Source organism: Pseudomonas sp. GW821-FHT01E05, from assembly GCF_059422425.1.
Genome location: NZ_JBWKWW010000004.1, coordinates 131,922 through 156,776, shown reverse-complemented (window position 1 = coordinate 156,776; position 24,855 = coordinate 131,922). Strand labels below are relative to the sequence as shown.

Genomic DNA, 24,855 nt, shown 5'->3' with positions numbered 1-24,855 from the left:
GCAGGACGGATCAGGCCGAAACGCGAGGGATAGTGTCATCGCTGCGCAGGGTGAAGATCTCGTAACCGGTGGCGGTCACCAGCAGCGTGTGTTCCCACTGCGCGGAGAGCTTGCGGTCCTTGGTGATCGCGGTCCAGCCGTCGCCCAATACTTTGGTGTCGGCGCGGCCCTGGTTGATCATTGGCTCGATGGTGAAGGTCATGCCTTCTTTCAGTTCCATTCCGGTGCCGGCACGACCGTAGTGCAGGATCTGCGGCTCTTCGTGAAACACCTTGCCGATGCCGTGGCCACAGAACTCGCGGACCACCGAGAAACCGTTTTTCTCGGCGTGTTTCTGGATGACTTCACCGATGTCGCCAAGGCGGCAGCCAGGTTTGACCAGTTCAATGGCCTTGTACATGCATTCCTGGGTGACTTGCGACAGGCGCTCGGCCCAGACAGGCACGGTGCCAACGTGGAACATCCGGCTGGTGTCGCCGTGATAGCCATCTTTGATGACGGTGACATCGATGTTCAGGGTATCGCCATCCTTGAGTGGTTTCTCGTTCGGGATGCCGTGGCAGACCACATGGTTGATCGAGGTGCAGATCGACTTCGGGAAACCCTTGTAATTGAGAGGGGCAGGGATGGCCTTCTGTTCATTGACAATATAGTCGTGGCAGATGCGGTCCAGTTCGTCCGTGGTGACGCCGGGTTTGACGTATTCGGCGATCATTTCCAGCACGTCGGCGGCCAGTTTGCCGGCGACACGCATTTTTGCGATGTCCTCTGGGGTTTTGAGGGTGACGGTCATACAGGCTCTCTAGGCGCTCAATGGCGCTATAAACACGGGAGATGGATTGCGTGACCAAATGTTGCGTCTTCGCAGCCCTAAAACACGATTCTAACAGACGGTCGGTGCAAATCATGAACGTCTTGCCATCGCTTCTCTCTATAGTAATGGTGCATTCTGATCCGATTCCAAGGTCAGGGTAAAAGCGGACGCCTGGAACGTGTGAATCCTGGTTTCGTTTTTCCCTTTCTTGTGGTATAAAATGCGCCGCTTTCCGGGGATACCTCGAAAAGTTTAAACCCACACACGCGTCGACACGATGACCTGGGTGCCTTCAGCTTGACGCTGCTGGTTGGTCATTGGGATGCGTGGAGGCCTAACCCGACTTATTAAGGAACTATCATGTCCCAAGTCAACATGCGCGATATGCTGAAGGCCGGTGTGCACTTCGGTCACCAAACCCGTTACTGGAACCCGAAAATGGGTAAGTACATTTTCGGCGCGCGGAACAAGATTCACATCATCAACCTTGAAAAAACCCTGCCAATGTTCAACGAAGCTCTGACTTTCGTAGAGCGTCTGGCCCAGGGCAAAAACAAGATTCTGTTCGTCGGCACCAAGCGTTCCGCTGGCAAGATCGTTGCTGAAGAAGCAGCACGTTGCGGTTCGCCGTACGTCGATCACCGCTGGTTGGGCGGCATGCTGACCAACTTCAAAACCATCCGTGCTTCCATCAAGCGTCTGCGTGACCTTGAAGTTCAGGCCGAAGACGGTACTTTCGCCAAGCTGACCAAGAAAGAAGCGCTGATGCGCACTCGCGATCTTGAGAAGCTGGATCGTAGCCTGGGTGGTATCAAGGACATGGGCGGTCTGCCAGACGCACTGTTCGTTATCGACGTTGATCACGAGCGCATCGCGATCACCGAAGCCAACAAGCTGGGCATCCCGGTTATCGGCGTTGTCGATACCAACAGCAGCCCGGAAGGCGTTGACTACATCATCCCAGGCAACGATGACGCAATCCGCGCCATCCAGTTGTACATGGGTGCGATGGCTGATGCTGTGATCAAAGGTCGCAACCACGTTGCTGGCGGCACCGAAGTGTTCGTCGAAGACGCTCCAGCAGCAGTAGTTGAAGGCTGAGTAGCTAGCGCTTAGCGTTTACTCAGTACGCAAAAAGGGGGCTTGGCCCCCTTTTTGCCACCTCGAAAATCGTTTGTTGAAAAATGCCCTCTGCAGTTTTTGTCATGAGCGGCGGTTAACAAGTGTTTCGGGAGTAGCGCAAGAATTGAACGCCCGTTCGGTCGGGTGGAATGGTTGAAAACCTATCCAAGAGGAATTTTGAAATGGCAGAGATTACTGCAGCGTTGGTCAAAGAACTGCGCGAGCGTACCGGCGAAGGCATGATGGACTGCAAGAAAGCCTTGACCAAGGCTGGCGGCGACATCGAAAAAGCCATTGATGACATGCGTGCTTCGGGCGCCATCAAGGCAGCCAAAAAAGCAGGCAACGTTGCTGCTGAAGGCGCAATCGCTATCAAGGACAATGGTAAAGCCGCAGTTCTGCTGGAAGTGAACTCGCAGACCGACTTCCTGGCTCTGCAAGACGACTTCAAAGTGTTCGTTGCTGCCAGCGTCGAACAGGCTTTTGCTGACAAACTGACTGATGCTGCTCCGCTGATCGAAGCGCGTGAAGCTGATCGTCTGGTTCTGGTTGGTAAAGTCGGCGAGAACGTCAACATCCGTCGTCTGGTTCGCGTTGAAGGTGACGTGGTCGGTACTTACCTGCACGGTAACAAGATCGGTGTTGCTGTCGTCCTGAAGGGCGGTAACGTTGAACTGGCTAAAGACATCGCGATGCACGTCGCGGCCAGCAACCCTGAGTTCCTGCTGCCGTCGGAAGTTTCCGCTGAAGCCATCGAACGCGAAAAAGCCGTGTTCATGAGCCTCAACGAAGACAAGATCAAAGGCAAGCCAGCCGAAATCGTTGAAAAAATGGTTGCCGGTCGTATCAGCAAGTTCCTGGCCGAAGCCAGCCTGGTCAACCAGCAGTTCGTCAAGGACCCTGAAGTGACTGTTGGCGACCTGGCCAAGAAAGGCGGCGCTGAAATCGTTTCCTTCACTCGCTTCGCGGTAGGTGAAGGCATCGAGAAGCCAGTAGACAACTTCGCTGAAGAAGTTGCTGCTCAGCTGGCTGCTGCCAAGCAGTAAGACGGTTTTTTAAACTGTCGCCCTGAAGAGGCTGCCCGCTCACGCGCGCAGCCTCTTTTCAAATGGGATGATCAATTTATTTGGCTTCCCTTCGGAACTGGCTTACAAAGCCGTGTTCCGATGGCGTTGTGATAGCGTCCAGTTAGAGTGAACGCAGGCTGCAAACAGCTTGCAAAGAATTTTTAAAATACGCCGCAGGAGAGATTCGCAATGGCTCAGCAGGGCAGTGGTTATCAGGCTCGCTATAAACGCATTCTACTCAAGCTCAGCGGCGAGGCCCTGATGGGCTCGGAAGAGTTCGGGATCGACCCCAAGGTTCTGGATCGCATGGCGCTGGAAGTCGGCCAGCTGGTCGGTATAGGCGTTCAGGTCGGTCTGGTGATTGGCGGTGGCAACCTGTTCCGTGGTGCAGCCCTGAGTGCTGCCGGGATGGATCGGGTTACCGGCGATCACATGGGGATGCTGGCCACTGTGATGAATGCCCTGGCCATGCGTGATGCGCTGGAACGTGCGAATATCTCCGCCATCGTTATGTCGGCTATTTCCATGGTTGGCGTAACCGATCACTATGATCGCCGCAAAGCCATGCGTCACCTGAACGCCAAGGAAGTCGTTATCTTCGCAGCCGGTACCGGCAACCCGTTCTTCACCACGGATTCGGCAGCCTGCCTGCGAGCGATCGAGATCGATGCTGACGTCGTGTTGAAAGCGACCAAGGTTGATGGTGTGTACACCGCTGACCCATTCAAAGACCCGCATGCCGAGAAGTTCGATCATCTGACCTACGATGAAGTGCTGGATCGCAAGCTGGGTGTGATGGATCTGACGGCCATCTGTCTGTGCCGTGATCACAAGATGCCGTTGCGCGTCTTTAACATGAACAAGCCCGGCGCCCTGCTGAATATCGTACATGGCGGCGCTGAAGGAACCCTGATCGAGGAAGGCCAACAATGATCAACGAAATCAAGAAAGACGCTAAAGATCGCATGCAGAAATCTGTGGAATCGCTGGCGCACAACTTCGGCCGTATCCGTACTGGCCAGGCGCACCCAAGCATCCTGGAGGGCGTGATGGTGCCGTACTACGGTGCTGACACCCCGATCAAGCAAGTTGCCAACATCACCGTCAAAGACGCCCGTACCCTGCAAGTTGTTGCCTTCGAGCGCAACATGCTGGGCGCCGTCGACAAGGCAATCGGCAGCGCAGGTCTGAACCTGAACCCGACCAACCTTGGTGAGCTGCTGCTGATCAGCATGCCGGCCCTGACCGAAGAAACCCGTCGCGGTTTCACCAAGCAGGCACGCGATGTGGCTGAAGATGCCCGTGTTGCCGTACGCAACATCCGTCGCGATGCAAACAGCTCGCTGAAGGATCTGGTCAAGGAAAAGGAAATCAGCGAAGACGAAGAGCGTCGTGCCACTGGCGAGATCGACGATCTGACCAAGAAGTTCGTAGCTGAAATCGACGCTAAGTTGGCGGAGAAAGAAAAAGACCTGATGGCCGTATAAGGGTCGCGTTTTCATGGAAAAGACCAAGCAGGCTGTACCGTCTTCGGTGCCGCGTCATGTCGCGATTATCATGGACGGCAATAATCGTTGGGCAAAAAAGCGCTTTATGCCGGGTATTGCCGGGCATAAAGCGGGTGTCGATGCTGTTCGTGCTGTCATCGAGGTGTGTGCCGAGGCCAAGGTCGAAGTGCTGACCTTGTTTGCCTTCTCCAGTGAGAACTGGCAGCGTCCGGCAGACGAAGTCAGTGGCTTGATGGATCTGTTCTTCAGGGCATTGCGTCGTGAGGCCAAGCGCCTCAACGACAACAACATCAGCCTGCGCATCATTGGTGACCGCTCGCGCTTCCATCCGGAGCTGCAGGCGGCCATGCGTGAAGCTGAGGCGATGACATCGGGCAGCAATCGTTTTATCCTGCAAATCGCTGCCAATTATGGTGGTCAATGGGACATTGCCCAGGCTGCCCAGCGCCTGGCGCGCGAGGTTCAGGCCGGGCATCTGCGACCTGAAGACATTACGCCCGAGTTGTTGCAAACCTGTCTGGCGACTGGCGATCTGCCCTTGCCGGACTTGTGCATTCGTACTGGCGGTGAGCACCGCATCAGCAACTTCCTGTTGTGGCAGTTGGCGTACGCCGAGCTGTATTTCTCCGACCTGTTCTGGCCGGACTTCAAACACGATGCCATGCGTTCTGCGCTGGCCGATTACGCTTCTCGTCAGCGCCGCTTCGGTAAAACGAGCGAGCAGGTCGAGGCTGGAGCCCGGGTTTAATGCTTAAGCAACGAATCATTACTGCGCTGATCCTGCTGCCAATCGCCTTGTGCGGGTTTTTCCTGCTCGAAGGTACGGGCTTTGCTTTGTTCATCGGGCTGGTGGTGACTCTGGGTGCCTGGGAATGGGCTCGATTGGCAGGTTTCACTGCTCAGTCTGCCCGGATTGTTTACGCAACCCTGGTCGCGCTGCTGCTGTTTTTCATGCATGTACTTCCCGGTCTTGCTCCATGGGTACTGGGTGCTGCTGTTCTCTGGTGGTTACTGGCGACTTTCCTGGTGCTGACTTATCCACGGACCGGTGAGTATTGGGCTAGCGCGGCAAGCAAGTTGGTGATTGGTCTGTTGATCTTGTTGCCTGCCTGGCAAGGTTTGATCCTGATCAAGCAACAACCCTTGGGTAACTGGCTGATCATGGCGGTAATGGTGCTGGTCTGGGGGGCCGATATCGGTGCCTACTTTTCCGGCCGGGCTTTTGGCAAGCGTAAACTGGCTCCGCAAGTCAGTCCGGGCAAGAGCTGGGAAGGGGTTTATGGTGGTTTACTGCTTAGCTTGCTGATCACTGCCGTTGTCGGCTTTGTTCGAGACTGGAGTGGGGTGCAGGTGCTGTTGGGGTTGCTCGGCGCGGCGATTGTCGTATCGCTCTCGGTGGTCGGCGATCTGACTGAAAGCATGTTCAAGCGTCAGTCGGGGATCAAGGACAGCAGTAACCTGCTGCCGGGCCATGGCGGTGTGCTGGATCGAATCGACAGTCTGACAGCGGCTATTCCGGTATTTGCTGTCCTTTTGTGGATGGCTGCACTGTGAGTCGCCTACAACAGATTACCGTTCTGGGGGCGACGGGTTCGATTGGCCTGAGCACCCTGGATGTCATTGCTCGTCATCCCGAGCGCTACCAAGTGTTCGCCTTGAGTGGTTTCAGTCGTTTGAGCGAGCTGCTCGCGTTGTGCGTTCGCCACATGCCGCGCTTCGCAGTCGTTCCTGAGATCGCTGCTGCACGTAGCCTGCAGGACGACTTGCGGGCTGCCGGGCTGAAAACCCGCGTCCTGGTGGGGGAGGAGGGGCTGTGTCAGATCGCGGCCGATCCTGAAGTCGATGCGGTGATGGCGGCGATCGTCGGGGCAGCGGGTTTGCGTCCGACTTTGGCGGCGGTAGAGGCCGGTAAAAAAATCCTCTTGGCTAATAAAGAGGCGCTGGTGATGTCCGGCGCGTTGTTTATGCAGGCTGTGCGCAAGAGCGGTTCGGTCCTGTTGCCAATCGACAGCGAGCACAACGCGATTTTTCAGTGCATGCCCAGTGACTTTGCTCGCGGGCTTGGCGCTGTCGGGGTTCGGCGGATTCTACTGACTGCCTCCGGTGGTCCGTTCCGGCAAACACCGTTGTCAGAGCTTGCGCAAGTTTCGCCCGAGCAGGCTTGTGCGCACCCCAATTGGTCGATGGGTCGCAAGATCTCGGTTGATTCGGCAAGCATGATGAATAAAGGCCTTGAGTTGATCGAGGCTTGCTGGTTGTTCGATGCCAGGCCTGCCCAGGTCGAAGTGGTCGTTCATCCGCAGAGCGTCATTCATTCGCTGGTCGACTATGTCGATGGCTCGGTGTTGGCGCAATTGGGCAATCCTGATATGCGTACGCCGATTGCCAACGCCCTGGCCTGGCCTGAGCGAATCGACTCCGGGGTGGCGCCTCTTGATCTGTTCTCAATCGCGCGACTGGACTTCCAGGCTCCCGATGAAGAGCGTTTTCCATGCCTGCGACTCGCGCGTCAGGCGGCGGAGGCGGGTAACAGTGCGCCCGCCACGTTGAATGCTGCAAATGAAGTGGCTGTGGCAGCCTTTCTTGATCGACGCATCCGCTACCCGGAGATCGCGAGTATCATCGAGGAAGTATTAAGCCTCGAGCCTGTGGTTGCCGTCGACGAACTCGACGCGGTGTTCTCGGCGGACGCCAAAGCCCGTACCCTGACCGAGCAATGGCTGAGTCGCCATGGGCGATAAATGTTGCGGCGGATTCGAGTGTATCGGCACTGGATAGGAATGCGGAGAAAGTAGATGAGCGCGCTCTATATGATTTTCGGCACCCTGGTTGCTCTGGGCGTGCTGGTCACCTTCCATGAATTCGGCCATTTTTGGGTGGCGCGCCGCTGTGGCGTCAAGGTTCTGCGTTTCTCTGTGGGCTTCGGTATGCCCCTGCTGCGTTGGCATGATCGCCGCGGTACGGAGTTCGTGATCGCTGCCATCCCGTTGGGTGGCTATGTGAAGATGCTCGATGAGCGCGAAGGTGAAGTGCCGGCTGATCAGCTCGATCATGCCTTCAATCGCAAGACTGTTCGCCAGCGTATCGCTATCGTCGTGGCCGGTCCTGTTGCCAACTTTCTGCTGGCTCTGGTGTTTTTCTGGGCGTTGGCGATGCTCGGCAGCGAGCAGGTGCGTCCGGTCATCGGTGCGGTTGAGGTCGGTAGTCTTGCTGCAAGGGCCGGCTTGAGCCCTGGTCAGGAAATCGTTGCGATCGATGGTGAGCCGACTTCTGGTTGGGCGGCCGTCAATCTGCAACTGGTGAGCCGATTGGGTGAAAGTGGCTCCTTGCAGTTGCTGATGCGCGAACAGGGCTCGACTGTCGACTCACCTCATGAGCTGATGCTGGATCATTGGCTTAAAGGTGTTGATGAGCCCGATCCGATTCACGCGCTGGGGATTCGCCCTTGGCGTCCAGCGTTGCCGCCGGTGCTGGCCGAGCTTGATCCCAAAGGGCCTGCGCAGGCTGCCGGCCTGAAGATGGGCGACCGTCTGCTGGCGCTCGATGGCCAGGCGTTGAGCGATTGGCAGCAAGTCGTTGATTTGGTCCGTGTACGGCCTGATACCAAAATTATGCTGCATGTTGAGCGTGATGGTGCTCAAATCGACGTCCCTGTGACCTTGGCTGTCCGTGGCAAGTCGAAAGTCGCGAGCGGTTATCTGGGGGCCGGGGTAAAGGCTGTCGATTGGCCACCAAGCATGATTCATGAGGTCAGCTTCGGTCCGCTGGCTGCGATCGGCGAGGGTGCCCGGCGGACCTGGACCATGAGTGTGCTGACCCTTGATTCACTAAAGAAAATGTTGTTCGGCGAGCTCTCGGTAAAAAACTTGAGTGGACCGATAACCATTGCTAAAGTGGCGGGCGCTTCTGCCCAGTCGGGTGTCGCTGATTTCTTGAATTTCCTTGCTTATCTGAGTATTAGCCTGGGAGTTCTCAATCTGTTGCCCATTCCTGTACTGGATGGGGGGCATTTGTTGTTTTATCTGATTGAGTGGGCGCGTGGTCGCCCCTTGTCGGATCGGGTGCAGGGTTGGGGGATACAGATCGGTATCAGTTTGGTGGTCGGGGTGATGTTGCTTGCTCTGCTCAACGATCTGGGTCGACTGTAACGCTTCGCTGAATTGCGAATCTGCCGCATTTTGCGGCAGTTTGTTTATTGCCAGTTGGAATAAGAAAGGACTTCATGAAACGTCTGCTGCTAACTGCGGTTCTCACCGTATTGATGATCGCCGAAGTTCACGCCGAGTCCTTCACTATCTCCGATATTCGCGTCAATGGCCTCCAGCGGGTGTCCGCGGGTAGCGTCTTTGGTGCCTTGCCGTTGAACGTTGGTGAACAGGCGGATGATCGTCGCCTGGCGGAATCCACTCGTGCATTGTTCAAAACCGGTTACTTTCAAGATATCCAGCTGGGCCGCGATGGCAATGTCCTGGTCATCACTGTAGTCGAGCGTCCATCTGTTGCCAGTATCGAGATCGACGGAAACAAGGCGATCTCCACTGAAGACCTGATGAAAGGCCTCAAACAATCCGGTCTGTCCGAAGGCGAGATCTTCCAGCGTGCGACCCTTGAGGGCGTGCGTAACGAACTGCAGCGTCAATATGTTGCTCAGGGCCGCTACTCGGCGACCGTCGACACCGAAGTGGTGCCGCAGCCGCGTAACCGTGTTGCCTTGAAGGTCAATATCAACGAAGGCACTGTCGCCGCTATCCAGCACATCAACGTGGTGGGTAACACGGTCTTCCCTGACGAAGATCTCGTCGACCTGTTCGAACTGAAAACCTCTAACTGGCTGTCGTTCTTCAAGAACGATGACAAGTACGCTCGTGAAAAATTGTCCGGTGACCTGGAGCGCCTGCGTTCCTACTACCTGGATCGTGGCTATATCAACATGGATATCGCTTCGACCCAGGTTTCGATCACCCCGGACAAGAAACACGTCTACATCACCGTCAACGTTAACGAAGGTGAGAAGTACAGCGTTCGTGACGTCAAGCTGAGCGGTGACTTGAAAGTGCCTGAAGACCAGGTCAAGTCGTTGCTGCTGGTACAGAAAGGTCAGGTTTTCTCGCGCAAACTGATGACCACCACGTCTGAATTGATCACCCGTCGTCTGGGTAACGAAGGCTATACCTTCGCCAACGTCAACGGCGTGCCGCAGCCCCATGAAGAAGATCACACCGTAGATATCACTTTCATGGTCGATCCTGGCAAGCGCGCATACGTGAACCGTATCAACTTCCGTGGCAATACCAAGTCGGAAGACGAAGTGCTGCGTCGTGAAATGCGTCAGATGGAAGGAGGCTGGGCGTCAACCTACCTGATCGACCAGTCCAAGACCCGTCTGGAACGTCTGGGCTTCTTCAAGGAGGTCAACGTCGAGACGCCGGCTGTACCGGGTGTCGATGACCAGGTTGACGTGAACTACGCCGTTGAAGAGCAAGCGTCCGGTTCGATCACCGCCAGCGTCGGTTTTGCTCAGAGCGCCGGTCTGATCCTCGGTGGCTCGATTACCCAGAACAACTTCCTGGGTACCGGTAACAAGGTCAGCATCGGCTTGACCCGTAGCCAGTACCAGAGCCGCTACAACTTCGGTTATGTCGACCCCTACTGGACTGCTGACGGCGTCAGCCTGGGTTACAACGCTTTCTATCGCACCACTGACTACAAAAACCTTGATGTCAACGTAGCCAACTATGCGGTAGACAGCCTGGGTGCGGGCGTCAGCGTCGGTTATCCGATCAGCGAGACTTCGCGTCTGACCTTTGGTCTGACGGCGCAGCAAGACAAGATCAATACCGGTCAGTTCACCGTTGACGAGATTTTTGACTTCGTTAACCGTGAAGGTAACCAGTACCTGAACTTCAAGGCTTCGGCCGGTTGGTCCGAGTCGACTCTGAACAAAGGCGTGCTGGCGACCCGTGGTCATTCCCAGAGCCTGGTTCTGGAAGCAACGACCCCTGGCAGCGATCTCTCGTTCTTCAAGCTCGATTACCGTGGTCAGCTGTTCCAGCCATTGACTGATAGCTACACCATGCGTCTGCACACTGAGCTGGGCTATGGTGATGGTTACGGTTCGACCAATAGCCTGCCGTTCTACGAGAACTACTTTGCAGGTGGTTTCAACTCGGTTCGCGGCTTCAAGGACAGCACTCTCGGGCCTCGCAGTACGCCGAGTCGTGGCGTTAACCCGGGAACTTCCGTCGACCCGGACCAGAATGCGCTGCCGTTTGGTGGTAACGTCCTGATTCAGGGTGGTGTAGAGGTTCTGTTCCCTCTGCCGTTCGTGAAAGATCAGCGTTCCTTGCGCACTTCGGTATTCTGGGACGTGGGTAACGTATTCGACTCGACTTGCACGCAGAGCACTAACGCCGATGGTTCGAAGTCTAAAACGCAGTGCAACGAGGTCAGTCTGAGCAATATGGCCAGTTCGGTGGGCGTTGGTGTGACATGGGTTACTGCCCTTGGTCCGTTGAGTTTCGCATTGGCAATGCCGGTCAAGAAACCGGACAGCAATGCTGAGACCCAGGTATTCCAATTCTCCCTCGGTCAGACGTTCTAATCGTCTGATCCAAGATAACGACAATGGTTTTTGTAGGAGTGCATCGTGCGTAAGTTGACTCAATTGGTTCTCCTGGCGACTGTCCTGGTAGCGACCCCGGCATTTGCCGAAATGAAAATTGCGGTACTGAACTATCAAATGGCTCTGCTGGAGTCTGACGCCGCGAAGAAATACGCTGTGGATGCCGAGAAGAAGTTCGGTCCACAACTGACCAAGCTAAAGGCTCTTGAAAGCAGCGCCAAAGGCATCCAGGACCGTTTGGTCAGTGGTGGCGACAAAATGCAGCAAGGCGAACGTGAGCGCCTTGAACTCGAGTTCAAGCAAAAGGCCCGTGACTTCCAGTTCCAGTCCAAGGAACTGAACGAAGCCAAAGCCGTTGCCGACCGTGAAATGCTGAAACAGCTCAAGCCAAAACTGGATAGCGCTGTGGAAGAAGTCATCAAGAAAGGTGCTTTTGACCTGGTCTTCGAGCGTGGCGCAGTGATCGATGTCAAACCTCAGTACGACATCACTCGCCAGGTTATCGAGCGCATGAATCAGCTGAAGTAATCCATGACTGCGACTATAAAACTCGGCCAGTTGGCCGAGTTCCTCGGCGCCACGCTACGTGGTTCCGCGGAGAAAGAAATTACTGGGCTAGCCACCTTGCAGGAGGCTGGCCCAGCTCAGTTGAGCTTTCTGGCAAATCCCCAATACCGTAAATATCTGGTCGGCAGCCAGGCCGCAGCCGTGTTGCTGAAGGCCGCTGACGCCGAAGGTTTTGCCGGTGATGCGCTGGTTGTAGCTGATCCATACCTTGCGTACGCGCGGATTTCCCATCTGTTTGATCCCAAGCCTAAAGCCAGTGCCGGTATTCATCCGACTGCGGTTGTGGCTGAGGATGCGGTGGTCGATCCGGCTGCGAGCATTGGTGCATTTGCCGTGATCGAAAGCGCCGCGCGCATTGCCGCTGGTGTCACGGTCGGCGCTCACTGCTTTGTTGGTGCTCGCTCTGAAATCGGTGAAGACGGTTGGCTGGCTCCTCGAGTGACGCTTTATCACGACGTACGGATCGGCAAACGCGTGGTGATTCAGTCCGGCGCTGTCATTGGTGGTGAAGGTTTTGGCTTCGCCAATGAAAAAGGTGTCTGGCAGAAGATTGCCCAGATCGGCGGCGTGTTGGTCGGTGACGATGTGGAGATCGGCGTGAACACTGCCATCGACCGCGGTGCGCTGGCCGATACCGTGATCGGTAATGGCGTGAAACTGGATAACCAGATTCAGATCGCCCACAACGTGCAGGTCGGTGATCACACCGCCATGGCGGCGTGCGTGGGGATCTCCGGCAGTACCAAAATCGGCAAGCACTGCATGCTCGCCGGTGGTGTCGGTCTGGTTGGGCACATCGATATTTGCGACAACGTTTTCCTGACCGGAATGACCATGGTGACTCACTCGATTACAGAGCCGGGTTCCTATTCTTCCGGTACGGCGATGCAGCCTGCTGCCGAATGGCGCAAAAGCGCGGCACGCATTCGTCAGCTCGACGATATCGCGCGACGCCTGCGGCAATTGGAAAAGCGTGTAGGTGACGTGACCCCTGGCGGTAATGCTTCATCAGATGGCTGAAACCATTTCCATATCAAGTGTGCACAGCCGCTAGACTGCCTCCTTGATTTGCTAGAGGAGTGCGCGTCAGTCGCGCGCTCCCAATCTTTACTACAGGCTTCCCCCCGAAATGATGGACATCAACGAGATTCGCGAATACCTGCCTCACCGTTACCCTTTCCTGTTGGTGGACCGGGTAGTGGATCTGGATGTTGAAGGCAAGTGCATTCGTGCCTACAAGAATGTCAGCATCAACGAACCATTCTTCAATGGTCACTTTCCGGCACATCCGATCATGCCGGGCGTGCTGATTATCGAGGCGATGGCTCAGGCTGCCGGTATCCTTGGTTTCAAGATGCTGGATGTGAAACCGGCCGATGGCACCCTTTACTATTTCGTCGGTTCCGACAAGCTGCGCTTCCGCCAGCCGGTACTGCCAGGTGATCAGTTGATTCTTGAAGCCAGGTTCTTGAGCTGCAAGCGTCAGATCTGGAAGTTTGAATGCCAGGCTTCGGTCGATGGCAAGCCGGTCTGCTCCGCCGAGATCATTTGCGCGGAACGCAAACTATGAGTTTGATTGACCCTCGCGCAATCATCGATCCGACGGCCGTTCTGGCCGACGACGTCGAGGTCGGCCCCTGGTCGATCATCGGCGCTGGTGTGGAAATCGGCGAGGGTACAGTGATCGGGCCACATGTGATTCTCAAAGGCCCGACCCGAATCGGTAAGCAAAACCGCATCTACCAGTTTTCCTCGGTAGGTGAGGACACGCCCGATCTCAAATACAAAGGTGAAGAAACACGTCTGGTGATCGGCGACCATAACGTCATCCGTGAAGGCGTAACCATTCACCGTGGGACCATTCAGGATCGTGCCGAAACGACCCTGGGCGATCACAATCTGATCATGGCCTATGCGCACATCGGCCACGACAGTGTCATCGGCAACCATTGCATTCTGGTCAACAACACCGCGTTGGCCGGTCATGTGCATGTTGAAGACTGGGCGATTCTCTCCGGCTTTACCCTGGTTCATCAGTACTGCCATATCGGCGCTCACAGCTTTTCTGGCATGGGTACCGCTATCGGCAAGGATGTTCCGGCCTACGTCACGGTGTTCGGCAACCCTGCCGAGGCGCGCAGCATGAACTTCGAAGGCATGCGCCGTCGTGGTTTCAGCGACGACGCGATCCACGCTCTGCGTCGCGCCTACAAGGTGGTTTACCGTCAAGGGCTGACTGTCGATCAGGCACTTGCCGAGCTGGCCGAGCCGTCCGCACAGTTTCCGGAAGTCGCGGTTTTCCGTGATTCTATCCAGTCTTCGACTCGCGGCATTACTCGTTAATCATGGCCACTTTGCGTGTTGCACTGGTGGCGGGCGAGGCCTCCGGCGATATCTTGGGCGCTGGCTTGATGCGCGCCCTCAAGGCACAACATCCTGCGGTTGAGTTTATCGGTGTCGGCGGACCGCTGATGCAGGCCGAAGGCTTGACTTCCTATTTCCCGATGGAGCGTCTGGCCGTCATGGGGCTGGTTGAGGTTCTGGGGCGTTTGCGTGAGCTGCTGGCTCGACGCAAAAAGCTTATTCAGACCTTGATCGCGGAGAAGCCGGACGTATTCATCGGTATCGATGCGCCGGACTTCACACTGAATATCGAACTCAAACTGCGGCAGGCCGGGATCAAGACCGTGCACTACGTTAGCCCGTCTGTCTGGGCCTGGCGTCAGAAGCGCGTGCTGAAGATTCGTGAAGGTTGCGATCTGATGCTGACGCTGTTTCCGTTCGAGGCGAAATTCTACGAAGAGAAGGGCGTGCCGGTACGTTTTGTCGGTCACTCCCTGGCCGATGCGATCCCGCTTGAGGCAGATCGCGCCGCAGTCCGTGCAGAGCTGGGGTTGCCTGATGGACCCCTGGTTGCCTTGATGCCGGGTAGTCGCGGTGGCGAGGTCGGTCGTCTGGGAGGTTTGTTTCTTGACACCGCCGAGCGTCTGCGTGCCTTGCGTCCAGGCGTGCGTTTTGTCATGCCATGCGCCAGTCCTGAGCGCCGTGTGCAGCTCGAAGAGTTGCTGGCAGGCCGCGACTTGCCGTTGACTCTGCTCGACGGACGTTCCCATCAGGCTCTCGCTGCCTGTGACGCAGTGTTGATTGCCTCCGGCACCGCGACCCTGGAAGCGCTGCTGTACAAGCGGCCGATGGTGGTCGCTTATCGCCTGGCGCCGCTGACGTTCTGGATTCTCAAGCGCATGGTAAAAAGCCCCTATATATCTCTGCCGAACTTGCTGGCGCAGCGTTTGCTGGTGCCCGAGTTGTTGCAGGACGATGCAACTGCCGAGGCGCTTGCGCAGACGGTGTTGCCATTGATCGACGGCGGCGAAGAACAAACCCGTGGTTTTGACGAGATTCATCGGACCTTGCGTCGCGATGCCTCGAATCAGGCCGCCGAAGCGGTATTGAACCTGATCGGCAAACCAGTATGAGTGGTGTAAAGATGCAAATGGGTCTGGATTTCACCTTGGTTGCCGACGCTGAAGACCTGGTTGCCGGTGTTGATGAAGTCGGACGCGGGCCTTTATGCGGTGCTGTGGTGACCGCGGCGGTGATTCTCGATCCGAATCGGCCGATTCTCGGGCTCAACGATTCGAAAAAGCTCACCGAAGCCCGTCGCGAAAAGCTTTATGACGAGATCTGTGAAAAGGCCCTGAGCTGGTGCATTGCCCGGGCTGAAGTTGAAGAAATCGACGAGCTGAATATCTTGCACGCCACCATGCTGGCCATGCAGCGCGCAGTGGAAGGGCTAAGCATCACCCCAAAACTGGCGATGATCGACGGCAACCGCTGCCCGAAGCTGGCGATGCCGGCTGAAGCGGTGGTCAAGGGTGATAGCAAGGTCCCGGCGATTGCCGCAGCTTCGATTCTGGCAAAGGTTAGCCGTGACCGTGAAATGGCTGCTTTCGAATTGATTTACCCTGGCTACGGCATTGGCGGGCACAAAGGCTACCCGACTCCCGTACATCTGGAGGCCTTGGCCCGCTTGGGTCCGACGCCGATTCACCGACGCTCGTTCGCGCCTGTGCGTCTGGCGTATGAGGCGCTGGAAGGGTTGACTGAGGTTTAGTCAACAGGCTGATGTTTTGCTCAGGGCCCGGTACAATCCGGGCCTTGTTGTCTTCACGCTTATGACAGGATCACTATGCCGGCTTCATTCGTTCACCTACGCCTGCACACTGAATATTCCCTGGTCGACGGTCTGGTGCGGATCAAACCGCTGGTCAAGACGCTGGTCGGCATGAACATGCCTGCCGTGGCAGTCACCGACCAGAACAACATGTGTTCCCTGGTCAAGTTTTACAAGGCAGCCATGGGCGCCGGGATCAAGCCGATCTGCGGTGCTGACCTGTGGCTGTCGAACAAGGATCCTGAAAACCCGCTCAGCCGCATTAGCCTGTTGGCAATGAATGGCGTCGGTTATCGCAATCTCACCGAGTTGATCTCCCGCGGCTTTATCGATGGTCAGCGCAATGGCCAGATCATCATCGAGCGCGAGTGGGTGGCCGAGGCCAGCGAAGGCTTGATCATGCTGTCGGCGGCGAAGGAGGGCGAGATCGGTATTGCTCTGCTTGGCGGCAATCCGGATGAGGCGGAGACGCTGGCCCGTGAATGGATGGCGGTGTTCCCGGATCGTTTCTATCTGGAAGTACAGCGCACCAATCGCCCGAATGACGAAGAGCAACTGCACGGTGCCGTCGCCCTGGCCGAGAAGATCGGCGCGCCATTGGTGGCAACCAACGACGTGCGCTTCCTCAAGCGCGAAGACTTCGAAGCCCACGAAACCCGCGTCTGCATCGGCGAAGGCCGCGCCCTCGACGATCCGCGCCGTTCGAAGAACTACAGCGACCAGCAGTACCTCAAAAGCGCCGATGAAATGGCTGAGTTGTTCAGCGACTTGCCTGAAGCGCTGGAAAACTCGGTCGAGATCGCCAAGCGCTGCAACATCGAAGTGAAGCTGGGCAAGCACTTCCTGCCCAACTTCCCGATTCCCGATGGCATGACCATCGATGAGTATTTCCGCAAGGTCTCGTTCGACGGCCTGGAGGAGCGGTTGTCCGTCCTGCTGCCCAAGGACACTACCGAAGATTATGAGGCCAAGCGCCAGGTCTACGTCGACCGGTTGAATTTCGAGCTGGATATCATCATCCAGATGGGTTTCCCCGGTTACTTCCTGATCGTTATGGACTTTATCCAGTGGGCCAAGAGTAACGGTGTGCCGGTCGGTCCGGGTCGAGGGTCAGGTGCCGGATCGCTGGTGGCCTACGTGCAGAAGATCACCGACCTTGACCCGTTGGAATATGACCTGCTGTTCGAGCGGTTCCTTAACCCGGAACGAGTTTCCATGCCCGACTTCGACGTCGACTTCTGCATGGATGGTCGTGATCGCGTAATTGAATATGTGGCCGAGAAATATGGTCGCAACGCGGTAAGCCAGATCATTACCTTCGGCTCCATGGCGGCGAAAGCTGTGATTCGTGACGTGGCACGGGTGCAAGGCAAGTCCTACGGCTTGGCGGATCGGCTGTCGAAGATGATTCCCTTCGAAGTCGGCATGACCCTGGAAAAAGCCTACGAGCAGGAAGAAATCCTCCGGGACTTCATCAAGATCGATGAAGAAGCCGCGGAAATCTGGGAGATGGCGCGCAAGCTTGAAGGTGTTGTGCGTAACGTGGGCAAGCACGCCGGTGGCGTGGTTATCGCACCGACCAAACTCACCGACTTCTCGCCGATCTATTGCGATGAGGAAGGCGACGGTCTGGTAACCCAGTTCGACAAGGACGACGTCGAGGCCGCCGGTCTGGTGAAGTTCGACTTCCTGGGGCTGCGGACCCTGACCATCATCGATTGGGCGCTGAAAACCATCAACCGTGACCGCGCCAAGGTCAACGAGCCGCCGCTGGATATTGCGTTTATTCCGCTGGACGACAAGCCGACCTACACGCTGCTGCAAAAAGCTGAAACCACTGCGGTGTTCCAGCTCGAATCGCGCGGCATGAAAGAGCTGATCAAAAAGCTCAAGCCCGACTGCCTGGAAGACTTGATCGCACTGGTGGCGTTGTTCCGTCCGGGCCCGCTGCAATCGGGCATGGTGGATGACTTCATCAACCGTAAGCACGGTCGCGCCGAACTCGCCTACCCGCACTCCGATTACCAGTACGAAGGCTTGAAGCCAGTATTGGCGCCGACCTACGGCATCATCCTGTATCAGGAACAGGTGATGCAGATTGCGCAGGTCATGGCCGGTTACACCCTCGGTGGTGCGGACATGCTGCGTCGAGCCATGGGTAAGAAAAAGCCCGAGGAAATGGCCAAGCAGCGCGGCGGTTTCATTGAAGGTTGCGCGACCAATAATATCGATGCCGACCTTGCCGGTAACATCTTCGACCTGGTAGAGAAATTTGCCGGTTATGGCTTCAACAAATCCCACTCGGCCGCCTATGGGCTGGTCTCGTACCAGACGGCATGGCTGAAGACTCACTATCCGGCACCGTTCATGGCCGCGGTACTTTCTGCGGATATGCACAACACCGACAAGGTCGTGACCTTGATCGAAGAAGTGCGCACCATGAAGCTGCGCCTCGACGCGCCGGATGTGAATACCTCCGAATTCAAGTTTACGGTGAACGACGAAGGCCGCATCGTTTACGGCCTCGGTGCGATCAAGGGTGTTGGTGAAGGTCCGGTGGAAGCCATCACCGAGGCGCGTCAGGAGGGGCCGTTCAAGGACCTGTTCGATTTCTGCGCCCGGGTTGACCTCAAACGCATCAACAAGCGCACGCTGGACGGTTTGATCCGCAGCGGCGCGCTGGATCGCCTCGGTCCGTACTTCCATGACGAGCCGAAAGCCTATCAGGCCGGCATCGACCAGAACCGTGCGGTATTGCTGGCGGCAATGGAGGAGGCGATCAAGGCAGCTGAACAAACCGCTCGCACCCATGACAGCGGTCATGCGGACCTGTTTGGCGGCCTGTTCGTCGAAGAAGACGCCGACGTCTACGCCAGCCACCGCAAGGCCAAGGAATTGACGCTCAAGGATCGTCTGCGCGGGGAGAAGGAAACCCTCGGCCTGTACCTCACCGGTCACCCGATCGATGAATACGAGGGTGAAATCCGACGCTTTGCCCGTCAGCGCATCATCGACCTGAAGCCGGCTCGGGATACTCAGACGGTCGCGGGCATGATCATCGCACTGCGGGTGATGAAGAACAAAAAGGGCGACAAGATGGGTTTCATTACCCTCGACGATCGCTCGGCGCGCATCGAAGCGTCGCTGTTTGCCGAGGCGTTCCACTCGGCACAGTCCTTGTTGCAGACCGATGCGATGGTGGTGGTCGAAGGTGAAGTCAGCAACGACGACTTCTCCGGCGGCCTGCGCCTGCGAGTCAAGCGGGTAATGAGCATGGAAGATGCTCGCACCAATCTGGCCGAAAGCCTGCGCCTGAAGGTGCACACCGAGGCCTTGAAAGGTGATCGGCTTCGTTGGCTGGGCGAGTTGTTCAAGCGTCATCGCGGGGCGTGCCCGATTACCGTGGAGTACACCGGCCCGGACGCCAGGGCGTTGCTGCAGTTTGGCGAAACCTGGCGAATAGACCCGGCAGACAGCTTGATTCAAGCCCTGCGTGACCAGTTCGGGCGAGACAACGTCTTCCTCCAATACCGTTGACGGTGAGGTGCCGCTCTTTGTCATTTGAGCACGCCCTGATCTCGACCAAATTTTTAATCTCGACCTGAACGCGCCTCTCCCTTAAGGTAGGGCGCGAATAGACAACTGGCCGGCCCAAGCTCTCTTGGACGTCGACCCAAGACGGACGCCTATGAACCCGAATTTTCTTGATTTCGAACAGCCGATCGCCGACCTGCAAGCCAAGATCGAAGAGTTGCGCTTGGTCGGTAATGACAATTCGCTGAATATCGGCGATGAAATCTCTCGTCTGCAAGACAAAAGCAGCACACTGACCGAGGACATCTTCGGCAAGCTGACCAGCTGGCAGATCGCGCGCCTGGCGCGTCACCCGCGTCGCCCGTATACCCTCGACTACATCGAACACATTTTCACCGAGTTCGATGAGCTGCACGGCGATCGGCACTTCTCCGACGATGCTGCCATTGTCGGTGGTGTTGCCCGTCTGGACGACCAGCCGGTGATGATCATCGGTCACCAGAAAGGCCGCGAAGTGCGCGAGAAAGTTCGCCGCAACTTTGGCATGCCACGTCCGGAAGGCTATCGTAAGGCCTGCCGTCTGATGGAAATGGCCGAACGCTTCAAGATGCCGATCCTGACCTTCATCGACACTCCGGGCGCATACCCTGGCATCGACGCTGAAGAGCGCAACCAGAGCGAAGCGATTGCCTGGAACCTGCGCGTCATGGCACGCCTGAAAACCCCAATCATTGCCACCGTGATCGGTGAGGGCGGTTCCGGTGGTGCGCTGGCGATCGGTGTCTGCGATCAGCTGAACATGCTGCAATACTCGACTTACGCGGTTATCTCTCCGGAAGGTTGCGCCTCGATTCTGTGGAAAACTGCCGAGAAGGCACCGGATGCGGCTGAAGCCATGGGCATTACTGCCGAGCGCCTCAAAGGCCTGGGTATTGTCGACAAGGTTATCAATGAGCCGCTGGGTGGTGCGCACCGTGATCCGGCTGGCGCAGCAGCGTCGATCCGTGCCGAACTCAGCTCGCAACTGGCGATGTTGAAGAAGCTGGATAACGACAAGCTGTTGGCTCGTCGCTACGAGCGTCTGATGAGCTACGGTCTCTGATTTGACGCTGATCTACTGTAGGAGCGAGCGGTGCGGCGATCCGGCTTGCCCGCGATAGAGGCGCCTCGGTCAATCTGACTGATCGCGTTATCGTTCATCGCGAGCAAGCTCGGCTCCTACAGGTTTTGGTGCGTTCATGACTCTTTGCGCAACACTTCTCAAGCAACTTGCCCCCTGGCGCAACGCCTCGACCTGGCGCATCGCCTTCTCCGGCGGACTCGACTCCACCGTTCTGCTGCATCTGCTCGTGCAACTCGCTAAAACCGAATCCCTGCCGACACTCTCTGCCATCCATGTCCATCACGGCCTTCAGGCTGTGGCCGATGCGTGGCCGGAACATTGTCAGTCGGTCTGTGATGCGTTGGGCGTGCCGCTGCAGGTGATTCGCGTCGAGGTCCGGCCCGGCGCCAGTCTTGAGCGTGCCGCCCGGGATGCGCGTTATGGCGCCTTCATCGCGGCGACCGGGGCCAATGAATTGCTGTTGACCGCTCAGCACCGCGACGATCAGGCTGAAACACTGCTTTTCCGTTTGTTGCGTGGGGCAGGGGTGAGAGGGTTGTCGGCGATGCCCGAACAGCGCCCGCTGGGGCACGGACATTTGCTGCGACCACTGCTCCATGTGTCGCGGGCCGAGTTGGAGGCTTATGCCGCTGAACATCAGTTGAACTGGATCGAAGATCCCTCGAATGATGATCGGCAGTTCTCCCGCAATTATTTGCGCCATCAGGTGTTCCCGGTACTGACCGAGCGCTGGCCACAGGCGGTGACGACCATCGCTCGTAGTGCTGCGCATCTGAGTGAGGCGCAAGGGCTGCTCGATGAGCTGGCTGAAATGGATCTCGCTAATGTCTGCACTGTCAGCGAGTTCGATTGGCTGGGATTACCGTCGCTGGCGTTGGCCCCCCTGGAAAATCTGTCGTTGGCTCGCCAGCGCAATGCCTTGAGTCACTGGCTGGCCGCGTGGACCCTTTTGCCTGATAGCGACCACTGGTCGGGCTGGCAGGCCTTGCGCGACGCTGCGGGCGATGCAAGGCCCATCTGGTGTCTGGCAGACGGAGAGTTGCATCGGGCCGCAGGGCGAATCTGGTGGCTGTCTGGCAGTTGGCTGCGAGCTCCGGAACCGGCTCCGATCTGGACGGATGCGGCCTCGGCTTTGCTGTTGCCCGATAACGGTAGGCTGAGATTCAGTGGTCAAATCCCCGAAGGGCCATTACACGTTCATTACCGTCAGGGCGGTGAAGTCATGCACCTGCCGGGGCGTGGTCACCGGGACCTGAAGCGCTTGCTCAACGAAAGCCGCCTGCCATTGTTCGCCCGTGGCAGATTGCCGCTGGTGTACCGCGGTGAGCAATTACTAGCGGTTGCGAACCTCCCTGGACTGAGCGCAAGTGCCCATGAATGTTGGCAATTGCATTGGCTGCCACCGACGAGCGATCAAGGTTTGAGCTGAAAGGGGCTTTCCGGTAGACTACGCTCCCTTCTTGATACAACTTCTGTGGATTCCCATGAATTACAGGAGTTGCCGATTACCAAGCAGTCTTTGCTGGGCGATTCTCAAAAAAATGTGTAGCGCGTACCGTATCGGTGTTCTGTGCCGATCTGTTCCAACGCAGCAATTTTTCGAAAGATGCACTGTAATTAATGCAGGTGATCGGGGGCTTCGGCCTTCCTTCGCTTTCCCCGGCGGCTCTGACCGCTTTAACGCAGACTTCTAGGGTTTTTCATGACGCGCTACATCTTCGTCACGGGCGGTGTTGTTTCTTCATTGGGGAAAGGCATTGCCTCGGCTTCATTGGCAGCCATCCTGGAGGCGCGGGGACTTAAGGTCACCATGCTCAAACTGGACCCCTACATCAACGTTGATCCGGGCACCATGAGCCCGTTCCAGCACGGTGAAGTGTTCGTCACCCACGACGGCGCCGAAACCGACCTGGACTTGGGCCACTACGAGCGGTTCATCCGCACGACCATGACCCAGAACAACAACTTCACCACCGGCCGTGTCTACGAACACGTCCTGCGCAAGGAGCGCCGTGGTGATTATCTGGGCGCAACGATCCAGGTGATTCCGCACATCACCGACGAGATCAAGCGCCGGATCATCAAGGGCGCCGGCGATGCCGACGTGGCCATGGTCGAGATCGGTGGCACCGTGGGTGACATCGAATCCCAACCGTTCCTCGAAGCGATCCGTCAATTGCGTTTCGAAGTTGGCGCCAAACGCGCGATGCTGATGCACCTGACGCTGGTACCGTACATCGCCACTGCCGGTGAAACCAAAACCAAGCCTACTCAGCATTCGGTCAAGGAGCTGCGTTCCATCGGCTTGCAGCCAGACGTGCTGGTGTGCCGTTCCGACCACCCGATCGATATCTCTTCGCGCCGCAAGATCGCGCAGTTCACCAACGTTGAAGAACGTGCGGTCATCGCGCTGGAAGACGCCGACACCATCTACAAGATCCCGGGCATTCTGCACTCCCAGGGCCTGGATGATTTCGTCGTCGAGCGTTTCGGCCTGCAATGTGCTGGTGCCGATCTGTCCGAGTGGGAAGCCGTGGTTGACGCCAAGCTCAACCCGGAGCACGAAGTCACCATCGCCATGGTCGGCAAGTACATGGAGCTGCTGGACGCCTACAAGTCGCTGATCGAAGCGATGAGTCACGCCGGTATCAGCAACCGCACCAAGGTCAACCTGCGTTACATCGATTCCGAAGACATCGAGAACCAGGGCACTGCGCTGCTTGATGGCGTCGATGCGATTCTGGTGCCAGGCGGTTTCGGTCTGCGTGGCGTGGAAGGCAAGATCACCGCCGTTCAATTCGCTCGCGAAAACAAGATTCCTTACCTGGGTATCTGCCTCGGTATGCAGGTGGCCGTGATCGAGTTCGCTCGTAACGTGCTGGGCTGGAAAGACGCCAACTCCACTGAATTCGATCGCAACAGCGGTCACCCGGTCGTTGGCTTGATCACCGAGTGGGAAGACGCCACCGGCGCAGTCGAAACCCGCACCGAAACCTCCGATCTGGGTGGCACCATGCGTCTCGGCGCTCAGGATTGCCTGCTGGAAGCCGGGTCCCTGGTCCATGACTGCTATGCCAAGGACGTCATCGTCGAGCGTCATCGTCATCGTTATGAAGTGAACAACAAGCTGCTGCCGAGCCTGATGGAAGCCGGCCTGAAAATCTCCGGTCGTTCCGGTGATGGCGCGTTGGTTGAAGTGGTTGAAGCACCGGATCACCCATGGTTCGTCGCGTGCCAGTTCCACCCTGAGTTCACCTCGACACCGCGCGACGGTCACCCGTTGTTCAGCGGCTTCGTCAAGGCTGCTTTGGTTCAGCATCAGAAGAAAGCTTGAGCCCGGAGATAAAACGCATGGCGCAGAAAATCATCCGCGTAGGCAACATCGAGATCGCCAACGATAAGCCGATGGTGCTGTTCGGCGGCATGAACGTGCTGGAAAGCCGCGACATGGCTATGCAGGTCTGTGAAGAGTACGTGCGGGTTACTGAAAAACTCGGTATCCCTTACGTGTTCAAGGCCAGCTTCGACAAGGCTAACCGCTCGTCCGTGACCTCTTATCGTGGCCCGGGCCTGGAAGAGGGGATGCGGATTTTCCAGGACGTTAAACAGGCGTTCGGTGTGCCGATCATTACTGACGTCCACGAGCCTGAACAGGCTGCGGTGGTCGCCGAGGTCTGCGACATCATCCAGCTGCCAGCCTTCCTGTCGCGGCAGACCGATCTGGTGGTGGCCATGGCCAAGACCGGCGCGGTGATCAACATCAAGAAAGCCCAGTTTCTCGCCCCTCATGAAATGAAACACATTCTGAGCAAGTGTGTAGAGGCGGGTAACGATCAGTTGATCCTCTGTGAGCGCGGTTCGAGTTTCGGCTACAACAACCTAGTTGTGGACATGCTCGGCTTCGGCATCATGAAGCAGTTCGAATACCCGGTATTTTTCGATGTGACCCACGCGCTGCAAATGCCTGGCGGTCGCTCCGATTCCGCCGGTGGTCGTCGCGCCCAGGTCACTGATCTGGCCAAGGCTGGCATGAGTCAGTCGTTGGCTGGCTTGTTCCTCGAAGCGCATCCAGATCCGGACAACGCCAAATGCGATGGCCCTTGCGCCTTGCGTCTGGACAAGCTGGAGCCATTCCTGGCCCAGCTCAAGGCTCTGGATGAACTAGTGAAGAGTTTTCCGACAGTAGAAACCGCGTAAACCTGATTTCTCCGGTAAAGTACCGCTCGATTTATCGCTCTGGCCTGCGGGCCGCACTGCTCTTGTAGGAGTACGGCTTGCCGGCGATGGTGTCCTTGTGGGCTCCTTCGCTGGCAAGCCATGCTCC

The 24,855-nt window shown here is 57.1% G+C and carries 21 protein-coding genes; 20 read left to right on the top strand and 1 reads right to left on the bottom strand.

Translation table 11 applies throughout. The features are described 5' to 3' along the window. Positions 1-10: 10 nt before the first annotated feature. A complete protein-coding gene (map, locus tag AC07W5_RS09980) occupies positions 11-793 on the bottom strand; it encodes a type I methionyl aminopeptidase (RefSeq protein ID WP_494992553.1) in 783 nt (260 codons plus the stop codon). Positions 794-1,174: 381 nt separating this feature from the next. On the opposite strand from map, the gene rpsB reads away from it, so the two are divergent. The 20 genes from rpsB (at position 1,175) to kdsA (ending at position 24,728) form a co-directional block, all read left to right on the top strand. Next, on the top strand, positions 1,175-1,915 hold the full coding sequence (rpsB, locus tag AC07W5_RS09975; RefSeq protein ID WP_494992554.1) for a 30S ribosomal protein S2: 741 nt from the start codon (positions 1,175-1,177) through the stop codon (positions 1,913-1,915). A 203-nt stretch (positions 1,916-2,118) separates the two neighbouring features. Further along, positions 2,119-2,982: a translation elongation factor Ts gene (gene tsf, locus AC07W5_RS09970; RefSeq protein ID WP_494992555.1), complete on the top strand. Its 864-nt coding sequence runs from the start codon at positions 2,119-2,121 to the stop codon at positions 2,980-2,982. 210 nt (positions 2,983-3,192) lie between these two features. Continuing rightward, entirely contained in the window at positions 3,193-3,936 is a 744-nt protein-coding gene (gene pyrH / locus AC07W5_RS09965) for a UMP kinase (protein WP_003172271.1), read from the top strand. Beyond that, positions 3,933-4,490: a ribosome recycling factor gene (gene frr, locus AC07W5_RS09960; protein WP_494992556.1), complete on the top strand. Its 558-nt coding sequence runs from the start codon at positions 3,933-3,935 to the stop codon at positions 4,488-4,490. The genes pyrH and frr overlap by 4 nt, the downstream gene beginning before the upstream one ends. A gap of 13 nt (positions 4,491-4,503) precedes the next feature. Beyond that, positions 4,504-5,259, top strand: coding sequence for a polyprenyl diphosphate synthase (gene uppS, locus AC07W5_RS09955; protein ID WP_494992557.1), 756 nt, complete (start codon positions 4,504-4,506; stop codon positions 5,257-5,259). After that, on the top strand, positions 5,259-6,065 hold the full coding sequence (locus tag AC07W5_RS09950; RefSeq protein WP_494992558.1) for a phosphatidate cytidylyltransferase: 807 nt from the start codon (positions 5,259-5,261) through the stop codon (positions 6,063-6,065). The genes uppS and AC07W5_RS09950 overlap by 1 nt, the downstream gene beginning before the upstream one ends. Beyond that, entirely contained in the window at positions 6,062-7,252 is a 1,191-nt protein-coding gene (gene ispC / locus AC07W5_RS09945; protein ID WP_494992559.1) for a 1-deoxy-D-xylulose-5-phosphate reductoisomerase, read from the top strand. Before AC07W5_RS09950 ends, ispC begins: the two co-directional genes overlap by 4 nt. A 54-nt stretch (positions 7,253-7,306) precedes the next feature. After that, positions 7,307-8,659: an RIP metalloprotease RseP gene (gene rseP / locus AC07W5_RS09940; RefSeq protein WP_495023273.1), complete on the top strand. Its 1,353-nt coding sequence runs from the start codon at positions 7,307-7,309 to the stop codon at positions 8,657-8,659. A gap of 74 nt (positions 8,660-8,733) precedes the next feature. Next, a complete protein-coding gene (bamA, locus tag AC07W5_RS09935) occupies positions 8,734-11,112 on the top strand; it encodes an outer membrane protein assembly factor BamA (RefSeq protein ID WP_495023272.1) in 2,379 nt (792 codons plus the stop codon). A gap of 45 nt (positions 11,113-11,157) precedes the next feature. Further along, positions 11,158-11,661, top strand: a complete 504-nt coding sequence (locus AC07W5_RS09930) for an OmpH/Skp family outer membrane protein (RefSeq protein ID WP_017130863.1) — start codon at positions 11,158-11,160, stop codon at positions 11,659-11,661. Positions 11,662-11,664: 3 nt separating this feature from the next. Further along, positions 11,665-12,720, top strand: a complete 1,056-nt coding sequence (lpxD, locus tag AC07W5_RS09925) for a UDP-3-O-(3-hydroxymyristoyl)glucosamine N-acyltransferase (RefSeq protein WP_494992562.1) — start codon at positions 11,665-11,667, stop codon at positions 12,718-12,720. Positions 12,721-12,829: 109 nt separating this feature from the next. Continuing rightward, positions 12,830-13,270 carry a 3-hydroxyacyl-ACP dehydratase FabZ gene (gene fabZ, locus AC07W5_RS09920; protein ID WP_494992563.1) on the top strand — a complete coding sequence of 147 codons (441 nt, stop codon included), beginning with the start codon at positions 12,830-12,832 and terminating at the stop codon, positions 13,268-13,270. Then, complete coding sequence (lpxA, locus tag AC07W5_RS09915) at positions 13,267-14,043, top strand: acyl-ACP--UDP-N-acetylglucosamine O-acyltransferase (protein ID WP_494992564.1); 777 nt, start codon at positions 13,267-13,269, stop codon at positions 14,041-14,043. Before fabZ ends, lpxA begins: the two co-directional genes overlap by 4 nt. Positions 14,044-14,045: 2 nt before the next feature. Next, positions 14,046-15,176, top strand: coding sequence for a lipid-A-disaccharide synthase (lpxB, locus tag AC07W5_RS09910; RefSeq protein WP_494992565.1), 1,131 nt, complete (start codon positions 14,046-14,048; stop codon positions 15,174-15,176). Positions 15,177-15,187: 11 nt separating this feature from the next. After that, positions 15,188-15,814 (top strand): ribonuclease HII, encoded by a 627-nt coding sequence (gene rnhB, locus AC07W5_RS09905; RefSeq protein WP_494992769.1) that lies wholly within the window; start codon positions 15,188-15,190, stop codon positions 15,812-15,814. Between the two features lie 75 nt (positions 15,815-15,889). Continuing rightward, the gene (gene dnaE / locus AC07W5_RS09900; RefSeq protein WP_494992566.1) at positions 15,890-19,411 is read left to right on the top strand and encodes a DNA polymerase III subunit alpha; all 3,522 of its coding nucleotides are present in this window, start codon (positions 15,890-15,892) and stop codon (positions 19,409-19,411) included. Between the two features lie 151 nt (positions 19,412-19,562). Beyond that, complete coding sequence (locus AC07W5_RS09895) at positions 19,563-20,510, top strand: acetyl-CoA carboxylase carboxyltransferase subunit alpha (RefSeq protein WP_494992567.1); 948 nt, start codon at positions 19,563-19,565, stop codon at positions 20,508-20,510. A gap of 136 nt (positions 20,511-20,646) precedes the next feature. Beyond that, positions 20,647-21,960, top strand: a complete 1,314-nt coding sequence (gene tilS / locus AC07W5_RS09890) for a tRNA lysidine(34) synthetase TilS (RefSeq protein WP_495023271.1) — start codon at positions 20,647-20,649, stop codon at positions 21,958-21,960. A 273-nt stretch (positions 21,961-22,233) separates the two neighbouring features. Next, positions 22,234-23,865, top strand: a complete 1,632-nt coding sequence (gene pyrG / locus AC07W5_RS09885; RefSeq protein WP_494992569.1) for a CTP synthase — start codon at positions 22,234-22,236, stop codon at positions 23,863-23,865. 17 nt (positions 23,866-23,882) lie between these two features. Next, on the top strand, positions 23,883-24,728 hold the full coding sequence (gene kdsA / locus AC07W5_RS09880; protein WP_494992570.1) for a 3-deoxy-8-phosphooctulonate synthase: 846 nt from the start codon (positions 23,883-23,885) through the stop codon (positions 24,726-24,728). Positions 24,729-24,855: the final 127 nt, after the last annotated feature.